Below are 26343 nucleotides of genomic sequence, written 5' to 3'. Positions count from 1 at the left end.
TGAGAGGTAAAGATAACCCACATTAATGATAACAAGGACGTTATTATGACGCTAAAATCTTCTCTAGCTTCGGCTTTCACGCCTAGCGCATTTCTCCCCTCACTTGGTGTTATCGGTGCCGGTGTACTTTTAATGGCTTTACAAACCACCTCGGCTCAAGCTGCTGGTCAATACTATAATTGTGCTAATTCAACCGGATGCAAGTTGGTCAGCAACAAATACTGGACGTCAAATCATACTGATACAAAATACCCAATTGTTATGGCACATGGTCTTGGCGGCTTCACTAACTTGTTTGGGGTTATCGACTACTTCAATGGCATTCCTCAAGAGTTGATGAAAGGCGGCTCAGAGGTATATACCACCAAAACGTCAGCCGTCAATAACAGTGAGATTCGCGGAGAGCAACTGCTGCAACAAGTCAAAACCATCACTGCCATTTCAGGTGAGCCTAAAGTCAATTTATTTGGACACAGTCAAGGCGGTATAGATATCCGCTATGTCGCTGGCGTCGCGCCAAAATATGTCGCATCAGTTACGGCAGTCTCAAGCCCAGAACAAGGGTCAAAAACGGCAGATTTTGTCAAAAACACCCTTGAGCCAAACAACACCACAGGTAATCCATCCAATGTCACAACACAGCTAGTCTCAGGCGTGTTCAATTTGATTGGTGGCTTTACAGACGTGGGTTCAGGTATCAGTTTTAAAGAGATACAAGAGCAAGATGGCTGGCAAGCGCTCGTGGCTTTATCAACTGATGGTGCTGCTAAGTTCAATGCCAAATTTCCCGCGGCAATGCCAAAAAACTATTGTGGTCAGCCGACCAGTACTGCCGTCAACGGTATCAAATACTATTCGTTCAGCGGGGTTGGGCAAATAACAAGCGCACTTGATCCTAGTGATTATTTATTAGCAGCAACGAGCGTGCCGTTTGCAGGCGAGTCTAATGATGGGTTGGTGTCTGCTTGCTCAAGTCGTCTTGGTTATGTGATTCGGGATAATTATAGAATGAACCATTTGGATTCAGCCGATCAAGTATTGGGTCTGACGGCATGGGGCGATTCTGAACCAAAATCCATCTATCGTACTCAGGTCAATCGTCTTAAAAACGCTAACCTTTAATAATGTAAGCTTTTAAGAACATACGCTTTTAAACACATAAGCCTTTAAGCTGACTTATAAAAGAACCTTCATTTATGTCGAATAATCGCCGCCCAGCCTATCTACCAATCGCTATAATCGCCGTGGTTAGCATAGCCATAACTGCGGCGGTGATTATGTGGTTCAAACCTGATAATACACGTATGGCTACAGCGCAACCAGTATCCAATGCTCTCGCTAGTGAGGCTGGTGCTACTCTATCGACTGCGCTGGATAATGGCCAAGTAGTGCAAACAACTACCGCCCAAAACCAGTCTCTATTTGTCACTGGATTGGAGCATTTTCCGCGCTCATTACAAGGCACGCAAATTGACGGCGAAATCATCATTGATGAAAATAAGCAGTTGGTCGTCACTGAAGGTCTACGGCGTTTATTCGATTATTTTTTGTCGGCGCTGGGTGAAGAAGATGAAGCGGTTATTTATACCCGTGTCGAAAGCTATATTCGTCACCACACGCCAGAGCCAGCCGCTAGTCAAGCGGTCGCTATATTTGACCAATATATTACCTATCTTAAAGCCATTCCTGAAATAGAACGACGTTACGGTAATCTGCAATTACAAGCGGCAAAAAGCGGTGAGCTGGATCTGAATGTCGTCGCGCAGCAAAAGCAAGATGTAGCCAAGTTGCGTCAGCAGTATTTTACTAAAGAAACCATTACCGCCTTCTTTGGTGCAGAAGAGGAGTATGATGATTATAGTATGGAGATGGTCAGAATTAACCAAAACCAGCAGCTAACGGATGTGCAAAAAGAGGCGACACGGCAGAACTACATTAGCCGTATGCCAGATAATGCGCTCAAAGCCGGTATCACCCAGCAAGCCAATCTGAACGAGCTGATGAATCGCACAAAACAGATGCAAGCAAAAGGGGCAACGGCTCAGGAATTGTATAACATGCGTCGTGATCTGGTAGGTGCTCCAGCCGCCGCACGCCTCGCGCAAGTCGATGCAGAAGATGCTAACTTTGCTCAACGTTTCGACCAATATCAAGCTCAAAAACAGCGCTTATTAAGTCAAAGTGCAGATAAAACGCAAGCACAAACCCAAATCAATAAAATCGAACAGCAGCTATTTAGTGAGGCTGAACGCAAACGTTTGGTAGGCTATGCTGCTTTGCAACAACAGAACAGCGCCAATCTAGAGTAATGCCTAACATAAATAAGTAAAACGATAATTTTAACGAGAAATTGTCGGTTTTCAGAGTATATTCGAGAAGTTATAGAAAAAGTGTTAGCAGTTAATGTACCGTCTAACAATAGAGGTTAGCAAAAAGACTATAGAGCGCAACAAATAACAGGGTAATCATACACTCAATCTATAATGTCAGTTAAGCTCCAGTTGTGCATAATGACCGCATTATTGAGAATAATGAATAAAACAGTAAATTAATCATAATAAAAATGAATGTTTAGGATAAGAGCTATTTTTTATTCTAAAAAAACCACTAGAGGAGTTTATATGAAAAACATGACTAAAATGATGATGGCAGCGACACTTGCGGTAGGTACATTGGCTGCTGGTTGCCAAACCACCCCTAGCGTAACAGCGCCAGTGACTCAACCAATTACTTCTAATACGCTACAAGCATATGATTGGCAGCTAGTTGACGCAAAACGCAGCAATGGCGACAAAGTTAGCCAATTGTTCTTTGATCCAGCGAAGCCATTGACGCTAAAGTTCTTCAAGGATAGCGGCAGTGACCGTGTGACCTTTATGAACACCTGTAATAACATGGGTGCTGACTACAAGGTTGTGAATGGCAATGTCGTATTAGGCAACGTTTTATCTACTATGATGGCATGTCCTGAGCCACAAGCAAGTTTTGATACTGCGACTTTAGCGACCGTACAAGGTAAATATAGCATCAGTAAAAATGCCAATAACACGCCTATTTTGACCATTACCAATAGCAATCAAGTTGCCCATTTCAAAGCCGTTTCGAAATAATTCAATCATTACAGATGGTTTTTAAATAGTATTTGCTAAAAGCAATGTTCTATAAAAGTAACGTTGAATAAAAGCCAGATGTAGTTTTAAAAATGCCTCACTATCTAGTGGGGTATTTTTTTGTCCAAAATTTGGCATGGTTTACGCTACACTGTCATTTGCTATTAAGTAAAGTCTTTAGGCTAGGATATTTTAATGCACTCAATCTTTTAGCCTTGATTGTCAAGATTCTCAGTACGCAATAATCAATACTTTATTGGACGTTATTTTATGTCAAAAATGCTTGTATCAAAATCATCCGTCAATATACGAACGATAAGTAATATCACCGCACTAACGACTTTTATTCTGTTGACGGGTTGTCAGACCTTGCCTAGTACGATGTCTAAAACGATGCAAGCACCTGCTAGTAATATAAGTGCGAGCAATCCACTAACGGCGCGAATGTCAGCGATAGATCGGCAAGGGCGTATTGCCTATGTCGAGGAGCAAGGAGTCGGAGCTGCAAAGATATCGACGCTTTATAGCATTCGTCCTGATGGTAGTGATCGTCAGTTAATCGATCAGCTTAATGGTTATATTTATGCGCCAGCGTGGTCAGCTGATGGGCAACTGCTGGGATATAGTAAACAAGCGCCGCGCCAGCATCCTAAGATTTATATCTATGATCGCAAAAGCAACATCCGCAACCTTGTGGTAAATGCTGAAGGCAGCAATATGTCAGCGTCGTTCTCACCTGATGGGCAAAAACTCCTCTATAGCTCGACGGTCGGCGGCAATGCTGATATCTATGAGATGCGTCTGAGCGACGGTAAGACCACACAGCTCACTACGTTACCGAGCACGGAAGTGCAGCCAAGCTACGCCAGTGATGGGCAAAGCTTTGTCTATACCAGTGATAAAGTCCGCGCTGGACGCCCACGTATCTATCGCTATAACTTCGAGACTGCTAGTGCCACGCCTGTGCCAACAAGTGGCTATGTCGCCAGTCCGCAACTGAGCTTGGACGGTCAGCGTATGGCATATCTCAATGGTCGTAAGGCTGCGGTGATGACGCTGGCTACAGGGCAAGTTATCAATCTAGCAGAGACGGGACTTGATGAACCAGCACGTCTGTCACCATCTGCACAGTATGCTGTCTATCCGACAAAGCTTTCACAAGTGGGCGTTCAAAATGGCGGCAGCTTGGTCATTCACTCATTATCTGGTAATACAAGTTATGCCATTGGCAGTAAGGTGGGCGGAGTCGTGCGCTCTCCAATATGGGGACGTTAAAGGCAAAACCTATGTATTATGTAATGGAATGTATATATAATCCTTGATAAAGCAACATAAGTTGATTTAAAAAATGTAAACTTGGCAGCATTAATTCGAGTGAGCATCATCCACATAATACCAATTTGCATAACCAAGTCATTGAGCTAATAGATTGGGTGAGCAAAAGGAGAATACGCGCAATGCAAGAAGCTTTTTTAGTCTTTATCACTAAAATCAGTTTATATCCCACGATTATTTTTACAGGGCTTGTGATGTTCGTCACTTTATATTGGATTGTGTCTTTACTCGGCATGGCAGATATGGATAGCGTAGACCTTGGTGAGTCAGGCGGTGATGCTGATGTCTCTACCTTATCATCGACTGGTTTTTTTACCGGTCTCATGCTCAAATTTGGTCTTTACGGTGTCCCTTTAATCATCATACTAAGCTTAATTAGCTTGATCGGTTGGTTGCTTAGCTATTTATATACCAGCTTTTTACACCAATATTTCGATTCTGGCGTTCTGTATTATTTATTCGGTACAGGGGCGCTCATTTTCGTATTGGTCGTCTCTATGTGGTTGACAGGTATTATTATTTCGCCGATTCGCAAAAATATCGCTAAAATTCCCAAACGTAATTCGTCTAATAATGTGGGTAAGATCGCTGTTGTGCGTACCCTTAGTGTCACAGATAAACATGGCGAAGCAGAGCTAAATGATGGCGGTGCAGGATTGATATTAAAGATTCGTTCAGACACCAATGATGGTTTGCTAAAACAAGGCGATAGAGTGATGTTGATAGAGTATTTAGACGAAGCCAATACCTACCGAGTTGCTGTCGTCGAAGATAAAAAAATATTGTAAAAGTATGAATAAAATTGTGCATTTTTAGAAGTAACATAAATATTTTTAAATTTGGTGATAGTCGGTTCAAGGTAATTCAGATATATCGAAGGCGAATGACAGGGCTATAAAGCACACGTGCTATATACAGTGCCATAAATAGTAGAGTTAGCAGGCGTGATAGCGTATCTGATTTATATAGAATTGATTATGGAATGTTTTAATTAAAGGAATGGATATGGACACACTCATTATCGTCGGCGTGGTTGTAGTGCTGGCGTTTGTTTTTATGATGGTCGCACTATTGATGCTCAAGGCCTTTTACTTTAAGGTTGAGCAGGGCAAAGCACTCATTATTAACGGTGTGAGTAAAATTGCCGTACGTTTTGATGGTGGTTTTGTTTGGCCAGTCATCAACAAAAAAGAATTGATGCGCATATCGCTCATCACGTTAGAAGTAGACAGACGCGGTAAAGAAGGTTTGATTTGCGCAGACAACATGCGTGCTGATATCACCGTGGCATTTTATTTACGCGTCAATGAAACCGAAGAGGATGTGCTAAAAGTCGCCAAATCGGTTGGGGTTGAGCGCGCATCAGATAAAGTCGCTGTCAACGAGCTATTTAATGCTAAATTCTCTGAAGCATTGAAAACGGTTGGTAAACAGATTGATTTCGTCAAACTGTTTGAAAACCGCAGCGAGTTTCGTGACAGCATCGTTCAAGAAATCGGTAACGATCTGAACGGCTATGTCTTAGAAGATGTGGCGATTGATTACTTAGAGCAAACGCCAAAATCTTCATTAGACTCAAGTAATATCTTAGATGCTGAAGGTATCAAAAAGATTACTCAGTTAACGGCTTTTCAGAACGTTATCACCAACGAGCTGGAGCGTGATGAAGAACTGGCTGTTAAGAAAAAGAATGTCGAAACCAGAGAGGCGATGCTAGAGCTAGAGCGTCAACAAGCCGATGCCGAAGCCAAACAGCAACGTGAAATCTCGTCAGTGATTGCACGTGAGACTGCTGAAACTCGCAAAATTGAAGAAGAAGAGCGTAAAAAATCTGAAACGGCTGTTATCTCGGTTGAGCAAGATTTAGCCATTCAGCGTGAGAATCAGCAGCGTGAAATCGAAGTAGCAGGACAAAATCGTCTGCGTGCGGTCGTCATCGAAGAAGAAAAAGTCACGCGTGCCCGTGATTTAGAAATTGTCTCTCGTGAGCGTGAAGTTGACTTGCAACGTATCGAGGCTGAACGCGCGATTGAGCTTGAGAAAAAAGAAATCGCCAACGTCATTCGTGAACGTATCGCAGTGGACAAAACCGTTGCGCAAGAAGAAGAGCGTATCAAAGAAGTTCGCGAAATTAGCGAAGCGGAGCGTTCGAAGCAAACACGTGTCCTAGCAGCAGAAGCCGATGCGGAAGAAATCAAAGTACGTCAGGTGAAAAAAGCCGAAGCAGAAGAGCTATCTGCCAAGCATAAAGCCGTCGAAATCACCACATTGGCTGCCGCGAATCTTGAAGCATCTGCCAAAGATTCAGAAGCCAAAATTAAAATGGCCGAAGGTATCAAAGCAGAAGAGTCAGCACATGGCTTTGCTGAAGCGGCTATCCAAGAAGTCAAAGCCGCTTCTTTGGAAAAAGAAGGCATTGCGAAAGCCAATGTTATCAAAGCGACTGGACAAGCTGAAGCGCAATCAGATCGTGAAAAAGGTATGGCAGATGCTGAGGTTATCGCGGCTCGTGGCGAGTCTAAGGCAAAAGCTGAGCGTGATATTGGTATGGTCGATGCAGAAATCATCGCCGCTCGTGGTGAATCTACCGCTAGAGCTGAGCGTGAAAAAGGCATGGCAGATGCTCAAGTCATCGCGGCTCGCGGTGAGTCAAATGCCAAAGCAGAACGCGAAGTTGGATTGGCAAAAGCCGAAGTTACTCGTGCACATTTCCAAGCCGAAGCAGATGGTCTGGTCGAGAAATTCAATGCCATGGGTAGCATGAGCAAAGAGGCACGTGAGCACGAAGAATTCCGCATGAGCCTTGAGACAGCATTGCAAGAAGCATTGGCATCGATTGATGCTGGTAAAGAGATTGCGAAAGAAAATGCTGAAGTATTGGCAGTTGCGTTACAGAAAGCCAAAATCGATATTGTTGGCGGCGAAGCGCATTTCTTTGATAACTTTGCCAAATCACTGTCTATCGGTAAAGCCATTGATGGCCTAGCGGGTAAGTCAGACACCTTGAGCGGTATCATCAATGGTGTGATGGCCAGTCAAGCCATGAAATCAAACCAGAAAAATGATGATAAAACGACTTATTAATAGGGTCTAAATGTCTAGGGCGAGTCCTCAAGTCAATCGATAGTTATCTAAATAGGTTAAAAATGGTTAAATCTTGCCAAACAGCGTCAAATAGCTGACTAATATCTCGATATTATCTGCGCTATTTTCCTTGTTTGACTGCGATTTATCTCATTTTTATCACCATGTTTAAAATGAGGACACGCCCTAGCCTTAATGGGTAATTATTAGTGAGCAAGTTTTTATCTAACAGTATGAATGAGTAATATTTTCTAAAATAAAGAATCTATCGTGTAGGCGGCAGATTTTTTTGGCTAACTCAGGGTGATTCAGAATGACGAATCATGATGAGTTGGTTAATCTAAAAAAATAGCAGTGACGACTTGTTTTTTTAGATTAGCCAAGTGCTTCTTTACTTTCAATGATTCTTTATTGCCCAAAATTCTCTTATAGTGGATTCAGTTTAAAAGAGATACAAGGCAACCGAGTGCAGATGTATATGTGATACTTCAAGCGAGGTTAACGCTGTAGCTCTTTTATAAAGGATTAACTATATTATGTAAAAACAGAAACGGACGAGCAACGATGGCGGACACGCAAACTTCAAAGAACTCAGATAGCAACGATAATAATAGCGCTAATCAAGCTAACCAAACCGATCAGGCAGTTGCTTCAGGCAATGCTTATGAGCTCATCAAAAAGCGTTTAACCGAGCAAGGCAGCCGCTTAGAGCAGCAAACGCAGACGCTAAATAATGCGCGTCTCGAAGAGTTTGGCAGCACCCAGATGCAAGTTATTGCCCGTACTCGTATTCGTACCGAGCACAACTGTGTGGCGCAAGATATGGTGCAGGTCGGTGATTATTTGCTGTTTGGCTACAACGTTTTTATGGGGCTCAAACGCGCGAGTAATATTAAGGACGTATTGTCGTTATATCGTCTGAACGAGCCAGTTGGTAATGAAGAAGAGTATCAGCTCGAAGAAGTAGACCTAAAAGGGACTTTTTTGGCTCAAGACGCCTTTGTCCAAGACTTCAATGAGCTGTATCGATACTACAAGCAAACACGCCTGATTCAAATAACAGTTAAAGACAGCAAATTGCTATTGGCGTTTCAGATTGGCGAGCGCATCACCGATATTCGAGTGTTCCGTTTTGCGTTAGATTTTAGCCAAGGTACGCCAGAGTCGGCGCAAGTCGCTTATGTGGACAATCGAGGCGAGCGTGATATTGAGCTGCCGCCTGCTTATGATTTCGACTGGATTGAGACCACCCGTGATCAAATGGTGAATGGCAAATATCCACATATGAATATCTTAGACACGATATTTGTGGAAACGGTCGGTGGCGATTTGACCATCAAGATTGAGGACAATACGCAGTCAGGTCAGGGTATTTATAGCGAACCGGTCAATGATCGTACCCAGTCGCTGACGGATGCTGAGATTGCGTATGCCAAAGTCGGCAGTCTAATACTGCTCAAGATATTGCCCTATCGTGAAGAGGACTACCGTTATTTCGTTTACAACACTTTGACCGAAGCGGTGCTGCGTTTGGATGCGATTGGTCAATCATGTGTCCAGCTACCAGAAGACCACGGCATCATGTTTCCGGGTGGTTATTATCTGCAAACGGGTGAGTATAAGCTGTTTGAGGCCAATAACGTTGGTGCTAATGACTTACGGTTTAAGCGTAAAATTGTCTCGCCAAATGGGGAAGATGTTCTATTTTTATTTTACGACAGAGACTTGGGCGTCACGGGGCTGTTCCCTTATAACCTGATTAAAAAGCAATTGGCAAATCCTATCTATTGCAACGGTATGGCCTTGGCTGAGAATGGTCGCTTGGTGCTGTTTAGTGACCAAAGTGAGCCATCTCGTATTCATCCAATGCAGATATGGCACACGCCTTATGCCTCACACGAGTATGTGAGTGAGCTGCCAGAGAGCACGAGTTTTTATGGCAAGATTGGTAATAAAGAATTGGTGCGCGGTATCTCAGACCTTTATAGCATCACGCGCCTGATTGATAATCAAAGCGTGTCACAAAAACTCTATGAAGAGCTTACTAATAATACCAGCCGACTCTTTGACAGCTATTATTGGTTGTCTGAACCTGAGCTGAGCGAAGTCGCCAGTAGTATTAAAGAAGTGACGGCCACGGCTGAGCTAGTGATTGATGAGTTCGCTAAAGTACAAAGTATCCAAAAGCAAACCCAAACCGCGTTAGCCGATGCCGATACGCAGCAAAGTGAGATTTTGCGGCAGATACGCGTTACTAGTTTTGAGTCGGCCAGTGATTATGTCGATCAGTTGTCAGCGTTAAGACGCCAAAAAGGCCGTTTGGTCAGCTTGGAAGATTTGCGTTATCTAGATGCCGATAAACTACAAGCATTGCAGACGCAGCTAGAAGAAGCCGAAAGCGAGCTGGCTGAAAAGACTGTGCTGTTTTTAAGTGGCGAAGAGGCGCTCTCAAGTTACGAAGGCATATTAGTCGATGTCAGTGAGCGCTTGAACACCGCAGAAACCAATGCCGAGCTAAAACCTGTATTGGATAAAATCGACGAGACGGCGCAAGGGTTAGATCTGCTAACGGAGCTACTAGGCACATTAGATGTTGCCGATGCCACCGTACGTACGCAAATCATCGATGACATATCGACCATTTATGCGAGCTTGAACCAGAGCAAAGCCAAGCTCAATCATAAACGCAAAAATCTAGGCTCAGCGGAGGCCGTTGCACAATTTGGTGCGCAGTTTAAGCTATTCGGGCAATCGATTGCCAATGCGTTATCTATTGCCAATACCCCTGAGAAATCAGATGAGCAAATGGCTAAGCTATTGGTGCAGCTAGAAGAATTAGAAAGTCAGTTCGCTGATCCAGAGACCAACAGCGGCGATCAGTTTTTAGCCGATATCATCAGTAAGCGTGAAGAGATTTACGAGACCTTTGAAAATCATAAGCAGCAATTGCTCGATGCCCGCAACCGCAAAGCGCAAAACTTAGGTGATGGCGCGCTACGAATGCTTGAGAGTATTAAAAAACGTACGCAAAGCACTGGTGTCACAGGCTTTACAGAGGAAGAAGCGCTAAATACGTATTTTGCGGCTGATGGTCTGGTACAAAAAGTCTGCAACATCGCAAAAGAGCTACAAGCGATGGGCTTTAGTGTAAAAGCTGATGACATCGATGCCCGCCTAAAAGCCATTCAAATCGAGAGTTATAAGAGTCTAAAAGATAAGTCGGACTTGTTTGAAGATGGTGGTCAGATTATTAAACTGGGCAAGCATCGTTTTTCGGTCAATACTCAGCTACTTGATTTGACATTATTGAGTCGTCAACAGTCAGATGGCAATCGTGTTTTAAATCTACATCTAACGGGCACAGACTATTATGAAGTGCTTAATAATACTGAGCTGAACGCCTTGCGCCCGTATTGGGACATGAATATCGCCTCTGAGTCCGATATCGTCTACCGCGCCGAGTATTTGGCATATAGCATTATCGAAAGTGCCAAAAATAGCCAAGAGGACTTGACTGAAGACCGTCTATATCAAGCATACGATGCGACGGTCATTACCCTTGATGTGAATGGCGATATTGATAATGACAGCCCATTGTCCAAACTGGTCAAAGCTTACGCCACCCCTCGCTATCAGCTCGGCTATGACAAAGGTATTCACGACCATGATGCTACGTTATTACTGATGCAAATCCTGCCGACATTGCGTGAAGCAGGGCTGCTGATTTATACCCCGCAAGTACGTGCGCTGGCACAATTATTCTATTGGCAGCTGAATATCGTACAAGCGCTAGGCTTAGACAGCTTACGCCAATTTGGTTATGACGCTTGGTTAAATGAGTCCGTGCTGACGCGCGCGAGCAACTGGACGGATAGAGCCGCGACCGCCGAGCAACTGCGCCGTGCATTGGGCAGCGATACGGCCAAATCTTTATTGGTCGAAGACATGAGCCAAGTGATGCGTGATTTTGTCGCTGCTTATCATGATGACAATATTGGTAGTGATATCGGTGCTAGCCTTGATAAAGATGGTAGCGTTGATAACGGCGCTAATATCTTCAAACCAAGCTATGTCCAGCTTGCCTGCGAATATTTGGTTAGCGTCATGGGGAAGTCGGTTGAAACCAGTGCAGGCGCAAACAGCACAGTAAACTGGCAAACCAGCCAACAAGCGCAGCAGTTGTGTGAGCAGCTAAGCCAAACGCTAAACAGTGCGTCAGGCAGCCTGCAAAGCACAGCTGGCTTTGACCAACTGCAATCTTCTATTGGCAAGCTTGGCTTCCAACCAAAATCAGCTTATGAGCTGTTGGCAACCTGGTTCCATGCATTACTTGAGAAGATTTACGGTGAGAATGAATCGGCTAACGTAGCGACTGATAGCACCAATGCAGCAGGCGAAGCACTCAGCGAAGCTCAGCTTGCCGAGATTGACGCACAAAACGCGCTACGTAAGCAGCAATTAGAAAGTGGCCGTCATTATGTGCCGGAGGCGATAGCCGTTTTACTCACTCAATTGAACGATGCCCAACGTGAAGCCTTGGTGCAGCGATTGATTGATTCAGGTGCTAGCTTTGATAAACGGATGGGTGTTAAAGGGTTAGGCAGTACAAGCGCAAATCCTACTCCATCTACCTTATCATTTTCTTCAATCACCTCGTCGCCAGTTTCATCGACAACATCATTGACCAGTATTAATAACCCGCTCAACCAAGTACAAAGCTTTGAGCGTAGCACGGGTAAGGTATCGCTTGAAATACAAGTTAATAACTTGCTAGGTGAGCATACGCGTATCCATCAGCAGACCTTAACCTTTGCCGTTGATGATTTCTTAAATCGTTTGCATCATCATGATGCGCAGGTCATTCCTGCCTATAGACGTTATCTGGCCATGCGCTCAGAGATTTTGCATGACTCAAAAGAGACGTTACGACTAGACGAATTTATGCCGCGTCCATTGTCCTCCTTTGTGCGTAACCGTCTGATTAACGAGAGTTATCTACCTCTCATCGGTGACAACCTCGCCAAACAGATGGGTACGGTCGGTGAAGATAAGCGTACCGATTTGATGGGTATTCTCATGATGATATCGCCACCAGGGTATGGTAAAACCACTTTGATGGAGTACGTGGCAAACCGTTTGGGTTTAATCTTTATGAAGATTAACTGTCCGTCACTTGGTCACGACGTAACGTCTTTAGATCCCGAAAAAGCGCCTAATGCCACCGCACGAGAAGAGCTGAATAAAATCAACTTAGCTTTTGAGATGGGAAATAATGTCATGCTCTATCTTGATGATATTCAGCACACACATGCGGAGTTCTTGCAGAAGTTTATCTCACTCGGTGATGGTACGCGCCGTATCGATGGTGTTTGGCAAGATAAAACCAAAACTTATGACATGCGTGGCAAAAAGTTCTGCGTGGTCATGGCAGGTAACCCATATACCGAGAGCGGCGAAGCCTTTAAAGTGCCAGACATGCTCGCCAACCGTGCCGATATCTACAACTTAGGCGATATCATGAGCGGCATGGAAGAAGTGTTTGCGCTCAGTTATATCGAAAACTCTCTAACTTCTAATACTGTCCTCGCACCACTAGCCAACCGTGATTTAGCGGATGTCCATCGTCTCATTAAAATGGCGAAAGCGGACAATGCGAATCTCGCCCAAGCCCAAAGCGGTGATTTGACGTATCCATATAGCACTTCAGAGATTAATGAGATTGTCGCGATCTTGCGTCATATGTTTAGGGTGCAAGAGGTCATTCTAGACGTCAACCAAGCGTATATTGCCTCGGCCTCGCAAGATGATAAGTATCGTGTTGAACCGATATTTAAGCTGCAAGGCAGTTATCGTAATATGAACAAGATGACCGAAAAGCTGTCGGCGGTCATGAATAAGAGTGAGCTGAACCAGCTGATAGATGATCATTATCTGGGTGAGTCGCAGCTATTGACCCAAGGCGCAGAGAGCAACTTGCTCAAGCTTGGCGAGATGCGCGGTGTCTTGACCGAAACAGAAAAAGAGCGTTGGGCGCAAATCAAAGTCGACTTCTTACGTAACAAAGCCATGGGCGGTGAAGATGGCGATACGGGCGCGCGTATCGTTGCCCAGTTGGTCGATTTGGCCAGTAGCTTCAATGCTATCAGTAGCCAGTTTGAGACATACTTAACGAAAAATGATCCAGAGCAAATCGCTCGCTTACGAGAAGCAGGACAGCAAGCACAACTCGATGCCCAGTTAAACGGCCAATTAGAAACACAGAAAATCCTTGCCGATAGTGTGCTCAATAATGCCAAAGTCGTCAGCGCCAGCATCGATAATGGCTTTGAGAAAAGTCTGAATCAGCTGATGCAAATATATAAGCATGATCACAATGCTGAGAAGGTAGAAGGCGAGTATCTCAAGCAAAACCAAGAGGTGCAAAAAGCACTGATGGTGCAGCTGGTCAATGCCGTTGAAGAGCTGGCACAGAAAATGGCGAATAGTCTGTCTAATAGTTTAACTGAAAGCCTGATTAATAATGAAGAGAATCAAACAGTGGGTGACGATGTGCCTGACATCACTCAGCAGACCACGCTTATGGCAAACGCATTAAAAGAGGCGCTTGCACCGCTGACGATGCGTATGGATGAAAAATTACTCATCGATAGCAGTACCGATCAATCCGGCAAGCTCATCGTTAATAGCCTCAACAGACTTAATAAAATCTTTGATGATTATGATTAATAACTACTGATTAATAGCTGATGATTAGTCACTACTGGTTAACAGCTATGATTGATAGCTAACGATTAAGCGTTAATGCTTAATTATTAAGGCTTATGAGCAATGCTGATGACTTGCACTTATGAACATCACTTATGAATAGCACTATAAATAGGGCTTATGATTTAAGAGACAGTGGTAATATAGTCGGCAACAGCTACTTTGGATACAATGACGGCGAGTAAAGTTGCTACAAACAGTAGGTGAAGCGAGCTTGACACCGTATCCGATGGTAGTGAATCGACTATATCAAACCAATGAGAAAATTATGGCGCACAAAAAGAAGAACGTTCGCAAAAAACTTTGCCCTGTCTGCGAGCGTGAGTTTAGCTGGACTAAAAAGTTGGATAAAAACTGGGAGAGCATGGTCTATTGCTCCGACCAATGCCGCCGCGTTAAAAAGTATGAAGGGCTAGATCATCAAAAAGAAGATAACTAGGCAGTAAACATTAACCATAGATATTAGATATACGGCACAAGGGGGCATATGATGGCACATAAAAAAGTAAACTTACCGCAAAAAACTTGCCCCGTCTGCCAGCGCCCGTTTACGTGGCGTAAAAAGTGGGAGAAGGATTGGGAGCAGGTGATTTATTGTTCTGAGCGGTGTCGGCGAGGTGAAAAGGTGAGAGTAACTAAGTGATTATCTACTTTTTAAAAGCCAAAAAATTAATCTACTCTAAGATTGGGTCTCAATATGTCATCTCACACTAATGAAAAACGCTCTCTAAAAATTTGGAATACTTTTGAGCAACAGTTAAATATTTTGCAAAGTAGAGGATTAGTTATTGAGGATTTTGAACGTTCCAAACATTATCTTTCATGCATAGGTTATTACCGTTTAAGTGGCTACTGGTATCCTTTTCGTTTGCCAATTAGTCATAAAAAACGAGATGATTTCTTCGTAGAAAATACATGTTTCAATGATGTGTTAAATATTTATCAGTTTGACAAAAAGTTGAGATTGATATGCCTAGATGCGTTAGAGCGTATTGAAATGGCTATTAGAACTGAAGTTGCGTATCTATTGGGTCGTTCAGACCCTCAAGCTCATTTGTATGGAAAATTCTTAGATGGAGATTTTACAAGATATGATAAACGTCTTGGTAAATCTAAACATGAAATTTGGTTAGAGCGTTATCATCAACAAATCAAGCGTTCCAAGAAACAGGCATTAATTCAGCATCATCTTCAATATTACAAAGGCATACCTATCTGGGTAGCAGTAGAGGTAATTGATTTTGGTTCTATATCTATACTGTATTCAGGACTTAAATATAAGCATCGTCAGCAAATTGCAGAAAAATATGAAACTAGTGAGGATGTATTTACGAGTTGGATACATTCATTAAATATCGTCCGGAATATTTGTGCTCACCACTCTAGACTATGGAACACTAATATACCTAAGCCAGCTAAAAAATCAAAAGATATAAAACCTTGGCATGACTTAGATAGAAGGAAGATATTTTTCTACTTATGTCTTATGAAGCATTTTCTAAGTATTATAAATCCACGTGCAACATGGGATAAGCGAGTTGAGTTATTACTCTTGAACTTTCCAATAGTTGCCAATGAAGCGATTTCTGAGGAAGACATGGGATTAAAAAGTTGGGAAGATTGGAACTTGTACAGTATTGAGACAAAAGAAGACCGCCACATTTCTTATCGAGACATGCTCAGTAAGTAGAGGTGGCGGTGCTGTTGAGCGCATTATACCTAAAATTTATAGTAAGAGCAAGAAGAAAATGAACTGTTTGCTAATTCGAGTTTAAACGTTTTCCAGAGTTTTTTGTACTCTAATATCAATATTATTTATCCAACTAATCTTAAATATTTTTATCAAATTTAAAGTATTTATAATAAGGCCGCAACTTATAAAACAAACACTCACTTAGCATCTTTTTTAGCAAAGATATTCGCAACTAACGCACCACTAAAGTTATGCCATACACTAAAGATTGCGCTAGGTAAGGCCGCGACAGGGTTGAAATAAGTTGCCGCAAGGGCAGCGCCCAGACCAGAGTTTTGCATGCCCACTTCTATCATAATCGCGCGGCGTTGTCTCTCCGTAAAGCCAGACAAACGGGCGATCAAATACCCCAAGGTGTAACCCGTCATATTATGTAAGGCAACCACGATAAACACGATAGCACCGCTGTCTAGAATAGTCGCTTTAGACACGGCAACCACCGCCGCTATAATAATGGAAATACCCAATACCGATACCATTGGTAATACCTCGGTGACGAAATCGATTTTTTTACCCAAAAATTTATGAAAGATAACACCTAGCAATATGGGCAAGATTACGATTTTTGTAATGGTTATCATCATACTGGCCAAATCGATATCAATCAGCTGACCCGCAAAAACACTGAGCAGAATAGGGGTCAGAAAAGGTGCAAGTAGGGTAGAGATAGAGGTAATCGCCACACTCAATGCCACATCACCTTTGGCTAAGAACGTAATCACATTACTAGACGTACCGCCAGGGCAACAGCCAACCAAGATGACACCGACCGCGATTAAAGGATCAAGGTTGAAAATGACCGTTAATAGGTAAGCGATCAACGGCATGAGCGTGAACTGTGCCAACAATCCTACCAGTACAGGTTTGGGGCGTTTGACAATTTCTAGGAAATCTTCCGTTTTGAGCGTCATGCCCATGCCAAACATAATGATGCCAAGTATGGGAACGATCAAAAAAGCCAATGAGGCAAAGAATTCAGGAAAAATAAATCCCAAAACAGCACTGACCAATGCCCAGATTGCAAAGGTTTTGCCAATCCAACTAGAAAGTAATGCAATCTGATTCATAGCCTGTCTCACAAAGATAAAAATAATAGAGTAGACAATAATCTAGCATGGTTCTTGTTAGTAAATGATAAAAGTATTTTGCTATTAACTTAGCGATAAGTTTGCTGAAGGTAGGCAAAATGAAATACTATAAAAAATGGCTTACCCATATTAAATGAGTAAGCCAAAAAATAACTATCAGGTTTCTATAATAGCATTAACCAATCGACTACAAATTCGGATTTAACCACTTCTCAGCAGTCTTCATATCCCAATCTTTACGCTCAGCATAGCTCTCTAACTGATCGCGGCTGATTTTGCCGACGTTGAAGTATTCACTATCAGGATGCGAGTAATAGAATCCGCTGACCGATGACGCAGGCCACATCGCATAGCTTTCGGTCAAAGTCGTACCGATCGCCTCTACCGTACCGAGCCAATCAAACAATTTGCCTTTTTCGGTATGCTCAGGGCAAGCAGGGTAGCCAGGTGCAGGGCGGATACCGACGTATTTCTCTTTAATCATCTCATCATTGGTGAGTGATTCAGTTGGTTGATAGCCCCAATACTCTTTACGGATGAGCTCATGTAAATGCTCGGCAAACGCTTCAGCTAAGCGATCAGACAATGCCTGTACCATGATGGCATTATAGTCATCGCCTGCCGCTTTGTACTTTTCAGCCAGTGCTTCTGTACCGACGATAGAGACGGTAAAGCCGCCCAAGTGATCGGTATGCGTCTCTGATGGCGAGATAAAGTCTGCCAAGCTAAAGTTCGGCTTACCACTGGCTTTGTCGCTTTGCTGACGTAAGTGCTCGAATTGATATTCTACTGCACCACCTTCAGTGGCATGGTCATAGACAGTAACGGTATCGGCACCAGTACGGCGAGCTGGCATGAGTTTAAACACCCCTTTGGCGACGATTAATTTTTCATCAATCATCTTTTGCATCAGCTCATTGGCATTATCGAACAAATCGCGTGCCGCTTCGCCCACCACATCATCTTGCAATATTTTCGGATACTTACCGACCAGTCCCCAAGAGATAAAGAATGGTGTCCAGTCGATATAAGGCAGTAGGTTAGCGATTGGATAGTCGTCAAATATCACTTGCCCCAGCTTATTGGGGACTGGTGGTACATAGTTTTCCCAATCATACTGAAAGCCAATCTTGACCGATTCGGCATACGTGACCTTCGCCGCCTTTGGCTGACGCTTGGCAAGGCGTTCACGTACTTTGACATACTCTTCGCGGGTTTCATCGATAAGCGCTTGACGGTGTTCTTTGGAGAGCAGTTTGGTGACTACACCGACTGAGCGTGAGGCATCAGATACATAGATGACGGCATCATTTTGGTATTGTGGCTCGACTTTGACCGCGGTATGCGCTTTGGAGGTCGTTGCACCGCCAATCATCAAGGGTAGCGTCATGCCGCGCTCTTGCATTTGCTTGGCGACATAGACCATCTCATCAAGACTTGGGGTAATCAGACCTGATAAGCCAATGATATCGACTTCTTCTGCGATAGCGGTATCGAGGATTTTTTCACACGGCACCATGACGCCTAGATCGACGATATCATAGCCATTACAGCCCAGCACCACGCCGACGATGTTTTTACCAATATCATGCACATCGCCTTTGACCGTTGCCATGAGGATTTTGCCTTTCTTTTCACCTTCTACTTTTTCCGCTTCGATATACGGATTTAGCCACGCAACGGATTGTTTCATCACGCGAGCTGATTTGACCACTTGTGGTAAGAACATTTTACCGGCACCAAATAAGTCACCGACGATATTCATCCCGTCCATCAATGGCCCTTCGATGACTTCTAGCGGCTTGGGGTATTTCTCCCATGCTTCTTTGGTATCGGCTTCGATAAAGGTTGTGATGCCTTTGACCAGTGCATGAGCAATGCGTTCTTCTACCGTGCCTTCGCGCCAGCTCATATCAATGGTGCTGTCTTTTTTCTTGCCACCGTTTTGGTAGTTCTCAGCCACAGTCATCAGACGTTCGGTGGCGTCTTGACCGCTCTCACCTTGGTTGCGGTTGAGCATCACATCTTCGATGGCGTCACGAGCTTCCTTTGGAATATCATCGTACAGTTCAAGCATGGCAGGATTGACGATACCCATCGTCAGACCATTCTGAATCGCATGATAAAGGAATACGGAGTTGATGGCTTCACGAATAGGGTTACCACGGAAACTAAACGACACGTTAGAGACACCACCCGATACCATGGCGTTGGGCAGGTTTTCGGTGATCCATTTAGTGGCATTGATAAAGTCGGCACCATAATTATTGTGCTCAGTGATACCAGTGGCAACGGCAAAAATGTTTGGGTCAAAAATAATGTCTTCTGATGGGAAACCAACTTCATTGACCAACACATCATAGCTGCGCTGACAAATCTGAATCTTACGCTCGTAAGTATCGGCTTGACCGTCTTCATCAAATGCCATGACGATCACGGCGGCACCGTAGCGCATGCAAAGCTTGGCACGCTCAACGAATTCAGTATGACCTTCTTTTAATGAGATAGAGTTGACAACGGACTTGCCTTGGATACGCTTAAGACCTTCTTCTATGATGTCCCATTTAGACGAGTCAATCATCAGTGGTACACGGCTGATATCAGGCTCACCAGACACGAGGTTGACGAAATGAATCATCGCTTGCTTGGAGTCGAGCATGCCTTCGTCCATATTGATATCGACGATTTGCGCGCCGCCTTCGACCTGATCGCGTGCCACATCGAGCGCTTCGGTGTAGGCTTCGGTTTTAATCAAGCGTAAAAACTTTTTAGAGCCTGTCACGTTGGTACGTTCACCCACGTTGACGAACAAGCTATCTGCATTAATAGTAAATGGCTCAAGCCCCGATAAGCGGCAGGCAGGGGCGATTTCAGGAATCACGCGCGGTGGATAATTTGCCACCATTTTAGCGATTTGACGGATATGCTCAGGCGTCGTACCACAACAGCCACCAACGATGTTTAAAATACCTGCTTTGGCAAAGCCTTCAAGTAGGGCGGCGGTTTGTTCGGCTGTTTCATCATATTCACCAAACTCGTTGGGCAGACCTGCGTTTGGATGCGCGGACACATAGGTATTAGCAATGTTCGACAGTGTTTGGATATGCGGACGCAGCGCATCGGCGCCTAATGCGCAGTTAAAGCCAACACTTAAAGGTTTTGCATGGCGGATTGAGTTATAAAAGGCTTCGGCGGTTTGACCTGATAGCGTTCGACCTGAGGCATCGGTAATGGTGCCCGAAATCATAATTGGTAATTCAAAACCAATGTCATCAAACACGCCTGTGATGGCAAAGATTGCAGCTTTGGCATTGAGCGTATCAAATATTGTTTCGATGAGGATGAGATCAACACCACCTTCTATCAGGCATAAAGTCGCTTCACGGTAATTTAGTACCAATTCGTCAAAGGTAATGTTACGAAAAGCTGGGTCATTGACGTCCGGTGATAGCGAGCACGTGCGTGAAGTTGGCCCTACGACACCCGCGACAAAACGCGGTTTCTCAGGCGTTTTTGCCGTAAATTCATCCGCCGCTTGACGGGCAATCTTGGCTGCTGTCTTATTCAGCTCAGGCACTAGATACTGCATATCGTAGTCAGCCATCGACAGACGCGTACCGTTAAAGGTATTGGTCTCGATAATATCGGCACCAGCTAGCAGATGATCGTGATGAATGTCTTTAATCATGTGCGGCTGTGTCAGTACCAATAAATCATTGTTACCGCGTACGTCTTGATTGATATCGGCAAAACGCTCACCACGATAATCTGCCTCTTCTAATTTATAGGTCTGAATCTGTGTACCCATCGCCCCATCTAACATCAAGATGCGTGATGCCATTTGCTCGGTGATACGTGCACGTGCTGTCAGTTGCTGCTCTTTGTAAGGAAACACGGCAGGTGGCGTTAAAATAAAGTCATCAGCGGATGATGGACTAGAAGTAGGATCAGATTGAGAAGTCATCGTTTGAGTCATAGGAGCGCTGCTTATATCGTCAATGTTATAAAAGGGGAAGTAATAAGAATAAGAATAATAAATAGCGTGCAACATTCATAAAAGGCGTGGGCAAATCCGCATTATTCTAGCATGATGTTCAAAGTTTATGGCATTAAGCGATTAGGAACAAATGAATATCATTTCGCTTAAAGATTACATAAAGCTTTGTTTCTATAAATGAAAGCACAACGATTGTGCTTAAAAGTCAGACAGAGTTTACACCTGTACTACAAAAAGTTGCGTAAAGAGGAATTGATAAAGCTTGGTTATATGTTAATTTAATTTCAGAAGGATTGATGTTTCATAAGCAAAACTTACTAGTAAATGTTAATAGTTGTATTAGTGACATCTAACATTTACTACTATTATTAGCGCCAGTATTTGCTATAAGGGAAGACGATCTAATCTGCAAGACAGTTATAGAACAGTCAATAAATACTCAATCATTAAGGATAATGTTATGAAGCTTACTAAAATTGCTACCATCGGTACATTAGTACTCTCAATCGCTGGTTTAAGTGCTTGTAATAATATGATGCCAAGCAAAAGCGCAGCGATGAAAGCACCTATGCACAGTCAATCTATGGCAAAAATGAATGTGGTACAAGTTGCCCAAAGCAATCCTGACTTCTCGCTACTGGTCGAAGCCGTCGTAGCGGCAGATTTGGCGGGTGCTTTGTCTAACCCGAATGCAAACTATACAATATTTGCGCCGACCAATGCCGCATTTGTACAAGTTCTGCAAGAAACAGGCATGAGCAAAGCACAACTATTTGCCAACAAGCCACTATTGACTAAGATTTTAGGCTATCACGTGATTAACGGTGCGGCGCCAGTATATGCGAAAGACGTTAAACCGGGCAATATTACTATGTTCAGTAAAGATACTCTGATGGTCACCAATCAGGGAAAATTAATGGATGAAAATGGTCGTACTACCAATATCATAAAAACCGATATTGCTGCTAATAATGGCGTAGTACATGTTATCGATAGAGTATTATTGCCCAAATAAGATAGATTTCAAAATTACAGTTAAAGAATTATATCCCTATTACTTTGTATGATGAAGCTGGTATGAGTACCAGCTACCGTCTTTGATGACATGATTGTTAAATACACGCTATTTTAATTGCCAATTGTTTTAGATGAAGCTCCTTTAGATGACACTGCTGGCATTTAGAATATTTGAGATATTTTTTAAGCGTGTCATCATTATTGTTTAACACTACGACAATAAACGACAGTCATCTTTGTTTCTTGTTGAAAGCTTTGATCATTTAACAATTTAAATCATTCGACTTCAATCATTCGACGGATGCTACTGACAAAGTAGATGGTTCATCTGAACTCATACATAAGGATATACTCATGCTAAAAAGAACCCTATTATCTCTGGCGCTTGCCATGACCGTTTTGCCGCTAGCCGCTTGTAATGACGACGACAATGATTTTTCAGTTGTTGTAGAAGCGCCAACACAAAATATTGCAGAAATTGCTGCTGAAAATAAAGATTTAACCATTCTTAACGCTGCGTTAAAGGCGTCTGGACTTGATAAAGTTTTGATGTCATCAGAGGACGAATTTACTGTATTTGCACCTACTGATGCTGCATTTGCTCAATTATTGGAAGAGCTTGATGTGACATCAGAAGAGTTATTGGCTGATAAAGAGCTATTAACCATGGTCTTAACTTATCATGTTATTCCCAATATGACAGTCAAAGCTGCTGACATTCCTTATGGCGACAGTATCGAAACAATCAATGGTCAAGCATTCTCTATTAGTGATGCCAATGTCATTATGGATGCAAGTGGGGATACCTCTAAAATTATCAAAACAGATGTATTGGCCACTAATGGCGTCATTCACCTCATTGACGACGTACTGTTACCTACTGACAAGTCTATAGTGGATCTGGCCGTTGCCACAGAGGATCTCAGTATCCTCAAAGAAGCGGTGGTAGCAGCAGGATTGGCTGATGCCCTCGCTGATGAAGATGCTGACCTTACCGTCTTTGCACCAAACAATGCCGCTTTTGCTAAATTATTAGCTGAACTTGAGATAAGTAAAGAACAGCTATTACAAGATAAGCTGTTGTTGACGAAAGTGCTCACCTATCATGTAATTGAAGACGACCGCGTCTTTGCCTCTGAAATTATGGCAGGCAGTCAAGAGATGCTAGAAGGCAGTAGCATCACATTTGACGCTAAAAAACAAATTACCGATGGGAGAAATCGTACCTCTAATATTGTGACCGCGAATATACAAGCGAACAATGGAGTTGTACACGTGATCGATACAGTGTTGCTACCTAAGTAAGCATTAATCCAAAATTAATCAGTTAAAATTATAGTTATTGGTATAGCAGAGGCGACATTATTACTATTGTTTAGTTGCTATCATTTGCAACAGATAAGTGGTTCGCTGTTATATACATTAACTGGGTTAAGTTATTTATCAAACAAGTCACTTAACAGACCATCCCTTTATAAGGAAATACTTATGTTGAAGAAAAACTTACTTTCTATTGCTGTCGTTACAGCTGCCATGTCATTAGCCGCTTGTAATGATAAAGAAGCAGCTACTGATCCTGTTGAGCCTGAAGTGACTACTGAAGAAGTGGTTGTAGAGCCTGTTGCCGAAGTTGAGCCAATGACTGAAGCCGATCCAATGGCCGATACTGCTGCGACGCAAAGCATTGCTGAAATAGCAGCTGGCAACGAAAATCTAACGATTCTAACGGCTGCATTACAAGCTGCTGGTTTAGATACAATGATGATGGATGCTGGGACTTATACGGTATTTGCACCAACTGATGATGCATTTGCTCCTGTGTTAGAGAAGCTAGGCGTTACTAAAGAAGAGCTATTAGCCGATACAGATCTACTGAAAAAAGTACTTCCGTATCACGTAGTACCTATGGTCGTTATGGCAGCTGACATTCCTTATGGTACTGATGTTGCTACTGTAAATGGTGCTACTATCAATATTAGTGATGCTAATGTCATCACTGATGCGACTGGTAATACGGCTAATATTACTGGTACAGATATCATGGCAACGAACGGTGTGGTTCACACTATCGATGCAGTATTGATGCCTGAGTAAGTTGTTTCTATAGTCTCTTTATTTATGATTAATTAATTATTTAAATAATGACGTCAAAGAAGCCTAGCTATTGAGCTGGGCTTTTTTGCGTTTGGGGGATACCTAATGTTTACCATAGCATTGATATAAGTCAGTCGCATGAAAACGGTTCAATGTAGTGGAGAGTAAGATAAATGAGCCTCTCATTGGTTCACACTAATGCAAGTTTAAAGAGTAATGATGACTTATGTAAGATATCTATTGAAGGCTTATGAATGCAAAGGTTTGAAACAGAAAAGCCCGAAACGACTGTTTCGGGCTTTTGCTTTGGAAGTTTGAATAACAATTATGTTAAAGAATAATAGCTACGTTATAGAATATTACTTATGCTCTTTGCGTAGTGGATCCGCTGCCATTCTTTGTTGCTCTTTTAGATGACGCTCTTCCCAATAAGGGGCGTTTTTGATGCCGAATTTTGCAGGATCAAAACTGTAGCGCTCAACACCTGCTTTACGCTGTGCTTCATAGTCTTTCAGCATGGTAAGTGTTGGACGAGCCACAATGAAGATGACCAAAATACCAACGATGTTCAACCAAGCCATAAGCCCAACACCAATATCACCAATAGCCCAAATGTAGCCAGCTGAGTTTAGGCCGCCGTAAGCAACCATCACCATGATTAAGATTTTGACTAAGAATAGACCAGTCTTGTTGGCACTGCGACCGACAAAGCGAGTTAGATAAGCAACGTTCACTTCAGCGATGTAGTAGTAAGCCAAGATAGTGGTAAAGGCAAAGAAGAAGACAGCAATAGCGATAAAGGTGTTACCAAAACCACCATAAACAGATTCCATCGCCATTTGCGTGAATGCAGGGGCGTTGATTTCAGTAGTAGCAGCGACGTTCTGTACGATGAATTGACCGTCTGGTAATGTTCCTTGAATGTTGTAAGTACCCATGGTTAGGATCATGAAGGCAGTAGCAGAACATACTAATAGGGTATCGACATATACTGAGAATGCCTGAACCAAACCCTGCTGTGATGGATGCTCAACTTCAGCAGCAGCAGCAGCATGAGGACCTGTACCTTGACCTGCTTCATTTGAGTAAATACCACGTTTTACGCCCCAACCAATCGCTGCACCAAAACCTGCTTGAGCAGTAAAGGCATCGCTAACGATTAGACCGAATACTTGTGGAATCATATCAAAGTTAGTAAACATGATGATCAGTGCAAGGACGATATAGCCCAATGCCATAAAAGGAACGGCATACTCGGTAAACGTTGCGATACGCTTGATACCACCAAAAATGATAATACCTAATACCACAAGGATAATGGCTAAGGCTACTAGACGCATTGAGCCAACTTCTAAGGCGCCAATGCTCATAACAGACCCTTCGCCCATTACCTGTGCGAAAGCATTGATAACGCCGTTTGCCTGTACACCTGGTAAAAATATACCACAAGCGAGGATAGATGAGATTGCAAAGAGGATGCCATACCATTTTTGGCCAAGTGCGCGCTCAAAATAGTAAGCTGGGCCACCGCGATATTCGCCAGTGATGACGTCTTTTTCTTTATAAATCTGTGCGAGCGTAGACTCAACATAAGCAGTAGATGCGCCTAAGAAGGCCACGACCCACATCCAAAATACGGCACCTGGGCCACCGAAACCGATAGCCGCAGCTACCCCAGCGATGTTACCCATACCCACGCGTCCTGCGAGTGATACGGCAAGTGCCTGAAATGATGAAATACCTTGATCACTAGATTTACCAGTAAAGAGTAATTTGATCATTTCACCGAACAGACGCACTTGTACGAAGCGCGTCATAATGGAATAAAATAGGCCCGCGCCCAAGCACAGATAGATCAGTGCGGGGCTCCAGATAATTCCGTTTACTAAGTTAACTAAACCTTCCATATGTATATTCCTAGTACTGTCTCAAAGTGGCTCTGTATGCTAGGAGTAAGCTAACTGGTTAACTTACTTATTTAAGTTAAGCAGTTAAATTATCTACATTGACTCATGTATATCCGTTAAGTCTCATACGCGCTTAGCCACTAAGAATGGACTGTAGTTGTCTGTCGTTATCCGCTTGGTTTATCAGTAATAT

General features: G+C 43.2%; 16 protein-coding genes. 13 read left to right on the top strand and 3 right to left on the bottom strand.

Annotated elements, in window-relative coordinates; all coding sequences use genetic code 11:
* The first annotated feature begins 45 nt into the window (after window positions 1-45).
* The 10 genes from INT03_RS05040 to INT03_RS04995 all read left to right on the top strand — a co-directional run bounded on the left by INT03_RS05040 (window position 46) and on the right by INT03_RS04995 (window position 15984).
* The gene (locus tag INT03_RS05040) at window positions 46-1122 is read left to right on the top strand and encodes an esterase/lipase family protein (RefSeq protein WP_087814041.1); all 1077 of its coding nucleotides are present in this window, start codon (window positions 46-48) and stop codon (window positions 1120-1122) included.
* A gap of 74 nt (window positions 1123-1196) precedes the next feature.
* Window positions 1197-2309 (top strand): lipase secretion chaperone, encoded by a 1113-nt coding sequence (locus INT03_RS05035; RefSeq protein WP_193007862.1) that lies wholly within the window; start codon window positions 1197-1199, stop codon window positions 2307-2309.
* A gap of 312 nt (window positions 2310-2621) precedes the next feature.
* Window positions 2622-3110, top strand: a complete 489-nt coding sequence (locus tag INT03_RS05030) for an META domain-containing protein (RefSeq protein WP_055125201.1) — start codon at window positions 2622-2624, stop codon at window positions 3108-3110.
* A 270-nt stretch (window positions 3111-3380) separates the two neighbouring features.
* Window positions 3381-4385, top strand: coding sequence for a PD40 domain-containing protein (locus INT03_RS05025; protein ID WP_193007861.1), 1005 nt, complete (start codon window positions 3381-3383; stop codon window positions 4383-4385).
* 182 nt (window positions 4386-4567) lie between these two features.
* On the top strand, window positions 4568-5233 hold the full coding sequence (locus INT03_RS05020) for a DUF1449 domain-containing protein (protein ID WP_193007860.1): 666 nt from the start codon (window positions 4568-4570) through the stop codon (window positions 5231-5233).
* Between the two features lie 217 nt (window positions 5234-5450).
* Window positions 5451-7529: a flotillin family protein gene (locus INT03_RS05015; protein ID WP_109591553.1), complete on the top strand. Its 2079-nt coding sequence runs from the start codon at window positions 5451-5453 to the stop codon at window positions 7527-7529.
* A 564-nt stretch (window positions 7530-8093) separates the two neighbouring features.
* Window positions 8094-14255 (top strand): DNA repair ATPase, encoded by a 6162-nt coding sequence (locus INT03_RS05010; protein ID WP_193007859.1) that lies wholly within the window; start codon window positions 8094-8096, stop codon window positions 14253-14255.
* A gap of 226 nt (window positions 14256-14481) precedes the next feature.
* Complete coding sequence (locus tag INT03_RS05005) at window positions 14482-14733, top strand: DUF2256 domain-containing protein (protein ID WP_226950249.1); 252 nt, start codon at window positions 14482-14484, stop codon at window positions 14731-14733.
* Window positions 14734-14784: 51 nt separating this feature from the next.
* Window positions 14785-14937 (top strand): DUF2256 domain-containing protein, encoded by a 153-nt coding sequence (locus tag INT03_RS05000; RefSeq protein ID WP_193007892.1) that lies wholly within the window; start codon window positions 14785-14787, stop codon window positions 14935-14937.
* Window positions 14938-14991: 54 nt separating this feature from the next.
* On the top strand, window positions 14992-15984 hold the full coding sequence (locus INT03_RS04995; RefSeq protein WP_193007858.1) for an Abi family protein: 993 nt from the start codon (window positions 14992-14994) through the stop codon (window positions 15982-15984).
* 200 nt (window positions 15985-16184) lie between these two features.
* Here INT03_RS04995 and INT03_RS04990 read toward each other — a convergent pair whose 3' ends face one another.
* Both INT03_RS04990 and metH read right to left on the bottom strand, forming a co-directional pair.
* Window positions 16185-17114: a bile acid:sodium symporter family protein gene (locus INT03_RS04990; RefSeq protein ID WP_193007857.1), complete on the bottom strand. Its 930-nt coding sequence runs from the start codon at window positions 17112-17114 to the stop codon at window positions 16185-16187.
* Between the two features lie 208 nt (window positions 17115-17322).
* On the bottom strand, window positions 17323-21111 hold the full coding sequence (gene metH / locus INT03_RS04985) for a methionine synthase (protein ID WP_193007856.1): 3789 nt from the start codon (window positions 21109-21111) through the stop codon (window positions 17323-17325).
* A 481-nt stretch (window positions 21112-21592) separates the two neighbouring features.
* Between metH and INT03_RS04980 the strand changes: the two genes are divergently transcribed.
* The 3 genes from INT03_RS04980 to INT03_RS04970 all read left to right on the top strand — a co-directional run bounded on the left by INT03_RS04980 (window position 21593) and on the right by INT03_RS04970 (window position 24243).
* A complete protein-coding gene (locus INT03_RS04980) occupies window positions 21593-22147 on the top strand; it encodes a fasciclin domain-containing protein (protein ID WP_193007855.1) in 555 nt (184 codons plus the stop codon).
* 356 nt (window positions 22148-22503) lie between these two features.
* Window positions 22504-23454 (top strand): fasciclin domain-containing protein, encoded by a 951-nt coding sequence (locus INT03_RS04975; RefSeq protein ID WP_193007854.1) that lies wholly within the window; start codon window positions 22504-22506, stop codon window positions 23452-23454.
* Between the two features lie 183 nt (window positions 23455-23637).
* Window positions 23638-24243: a fasciclin domain-containing protein gene (locus INT03_RS04970; RefSeq protein ID WP_055125212.1), complete on the top strand. Its 606-nt coding sequence runs from the start codon at window positions 23638-23640 to the stop codon at window positions 24241-24243.
* A gap of 359 nt (window positions 24244-24602) precedes the next feature.
* Here INT03_RS04970 and INT03_RS04965 read toward each other — a convergent pair whose 3' ends face one another.
* Window positions 24603-26150 carry an alanine/glycine:cation symporter family protein gene (locus tag INT03_RS04965; protein WP_055125213.1) on the bottom strand — a complete coding sequence of 516 codons (1548 nt, stop codon included), beginning with the start codon at window positions 26148-26150 and terminating at the stop codon, window positions 24603-24605.
* Window positions 26151-26343 lie beyond the last annotated feature (193 nt).

The sequence above is a fragment of the Psychrobacter sp. PG1 genome (assembly GCF_014897815.1).
Lineage (GTDB): Bacteria > Pseudomonadota > Gammaproteobacteria > Pseudomonadales > Moraxellaceae > Psychrobacter.
This window is presented reverse-complemented; position numbering and strand designations above follow the sequence as displayed.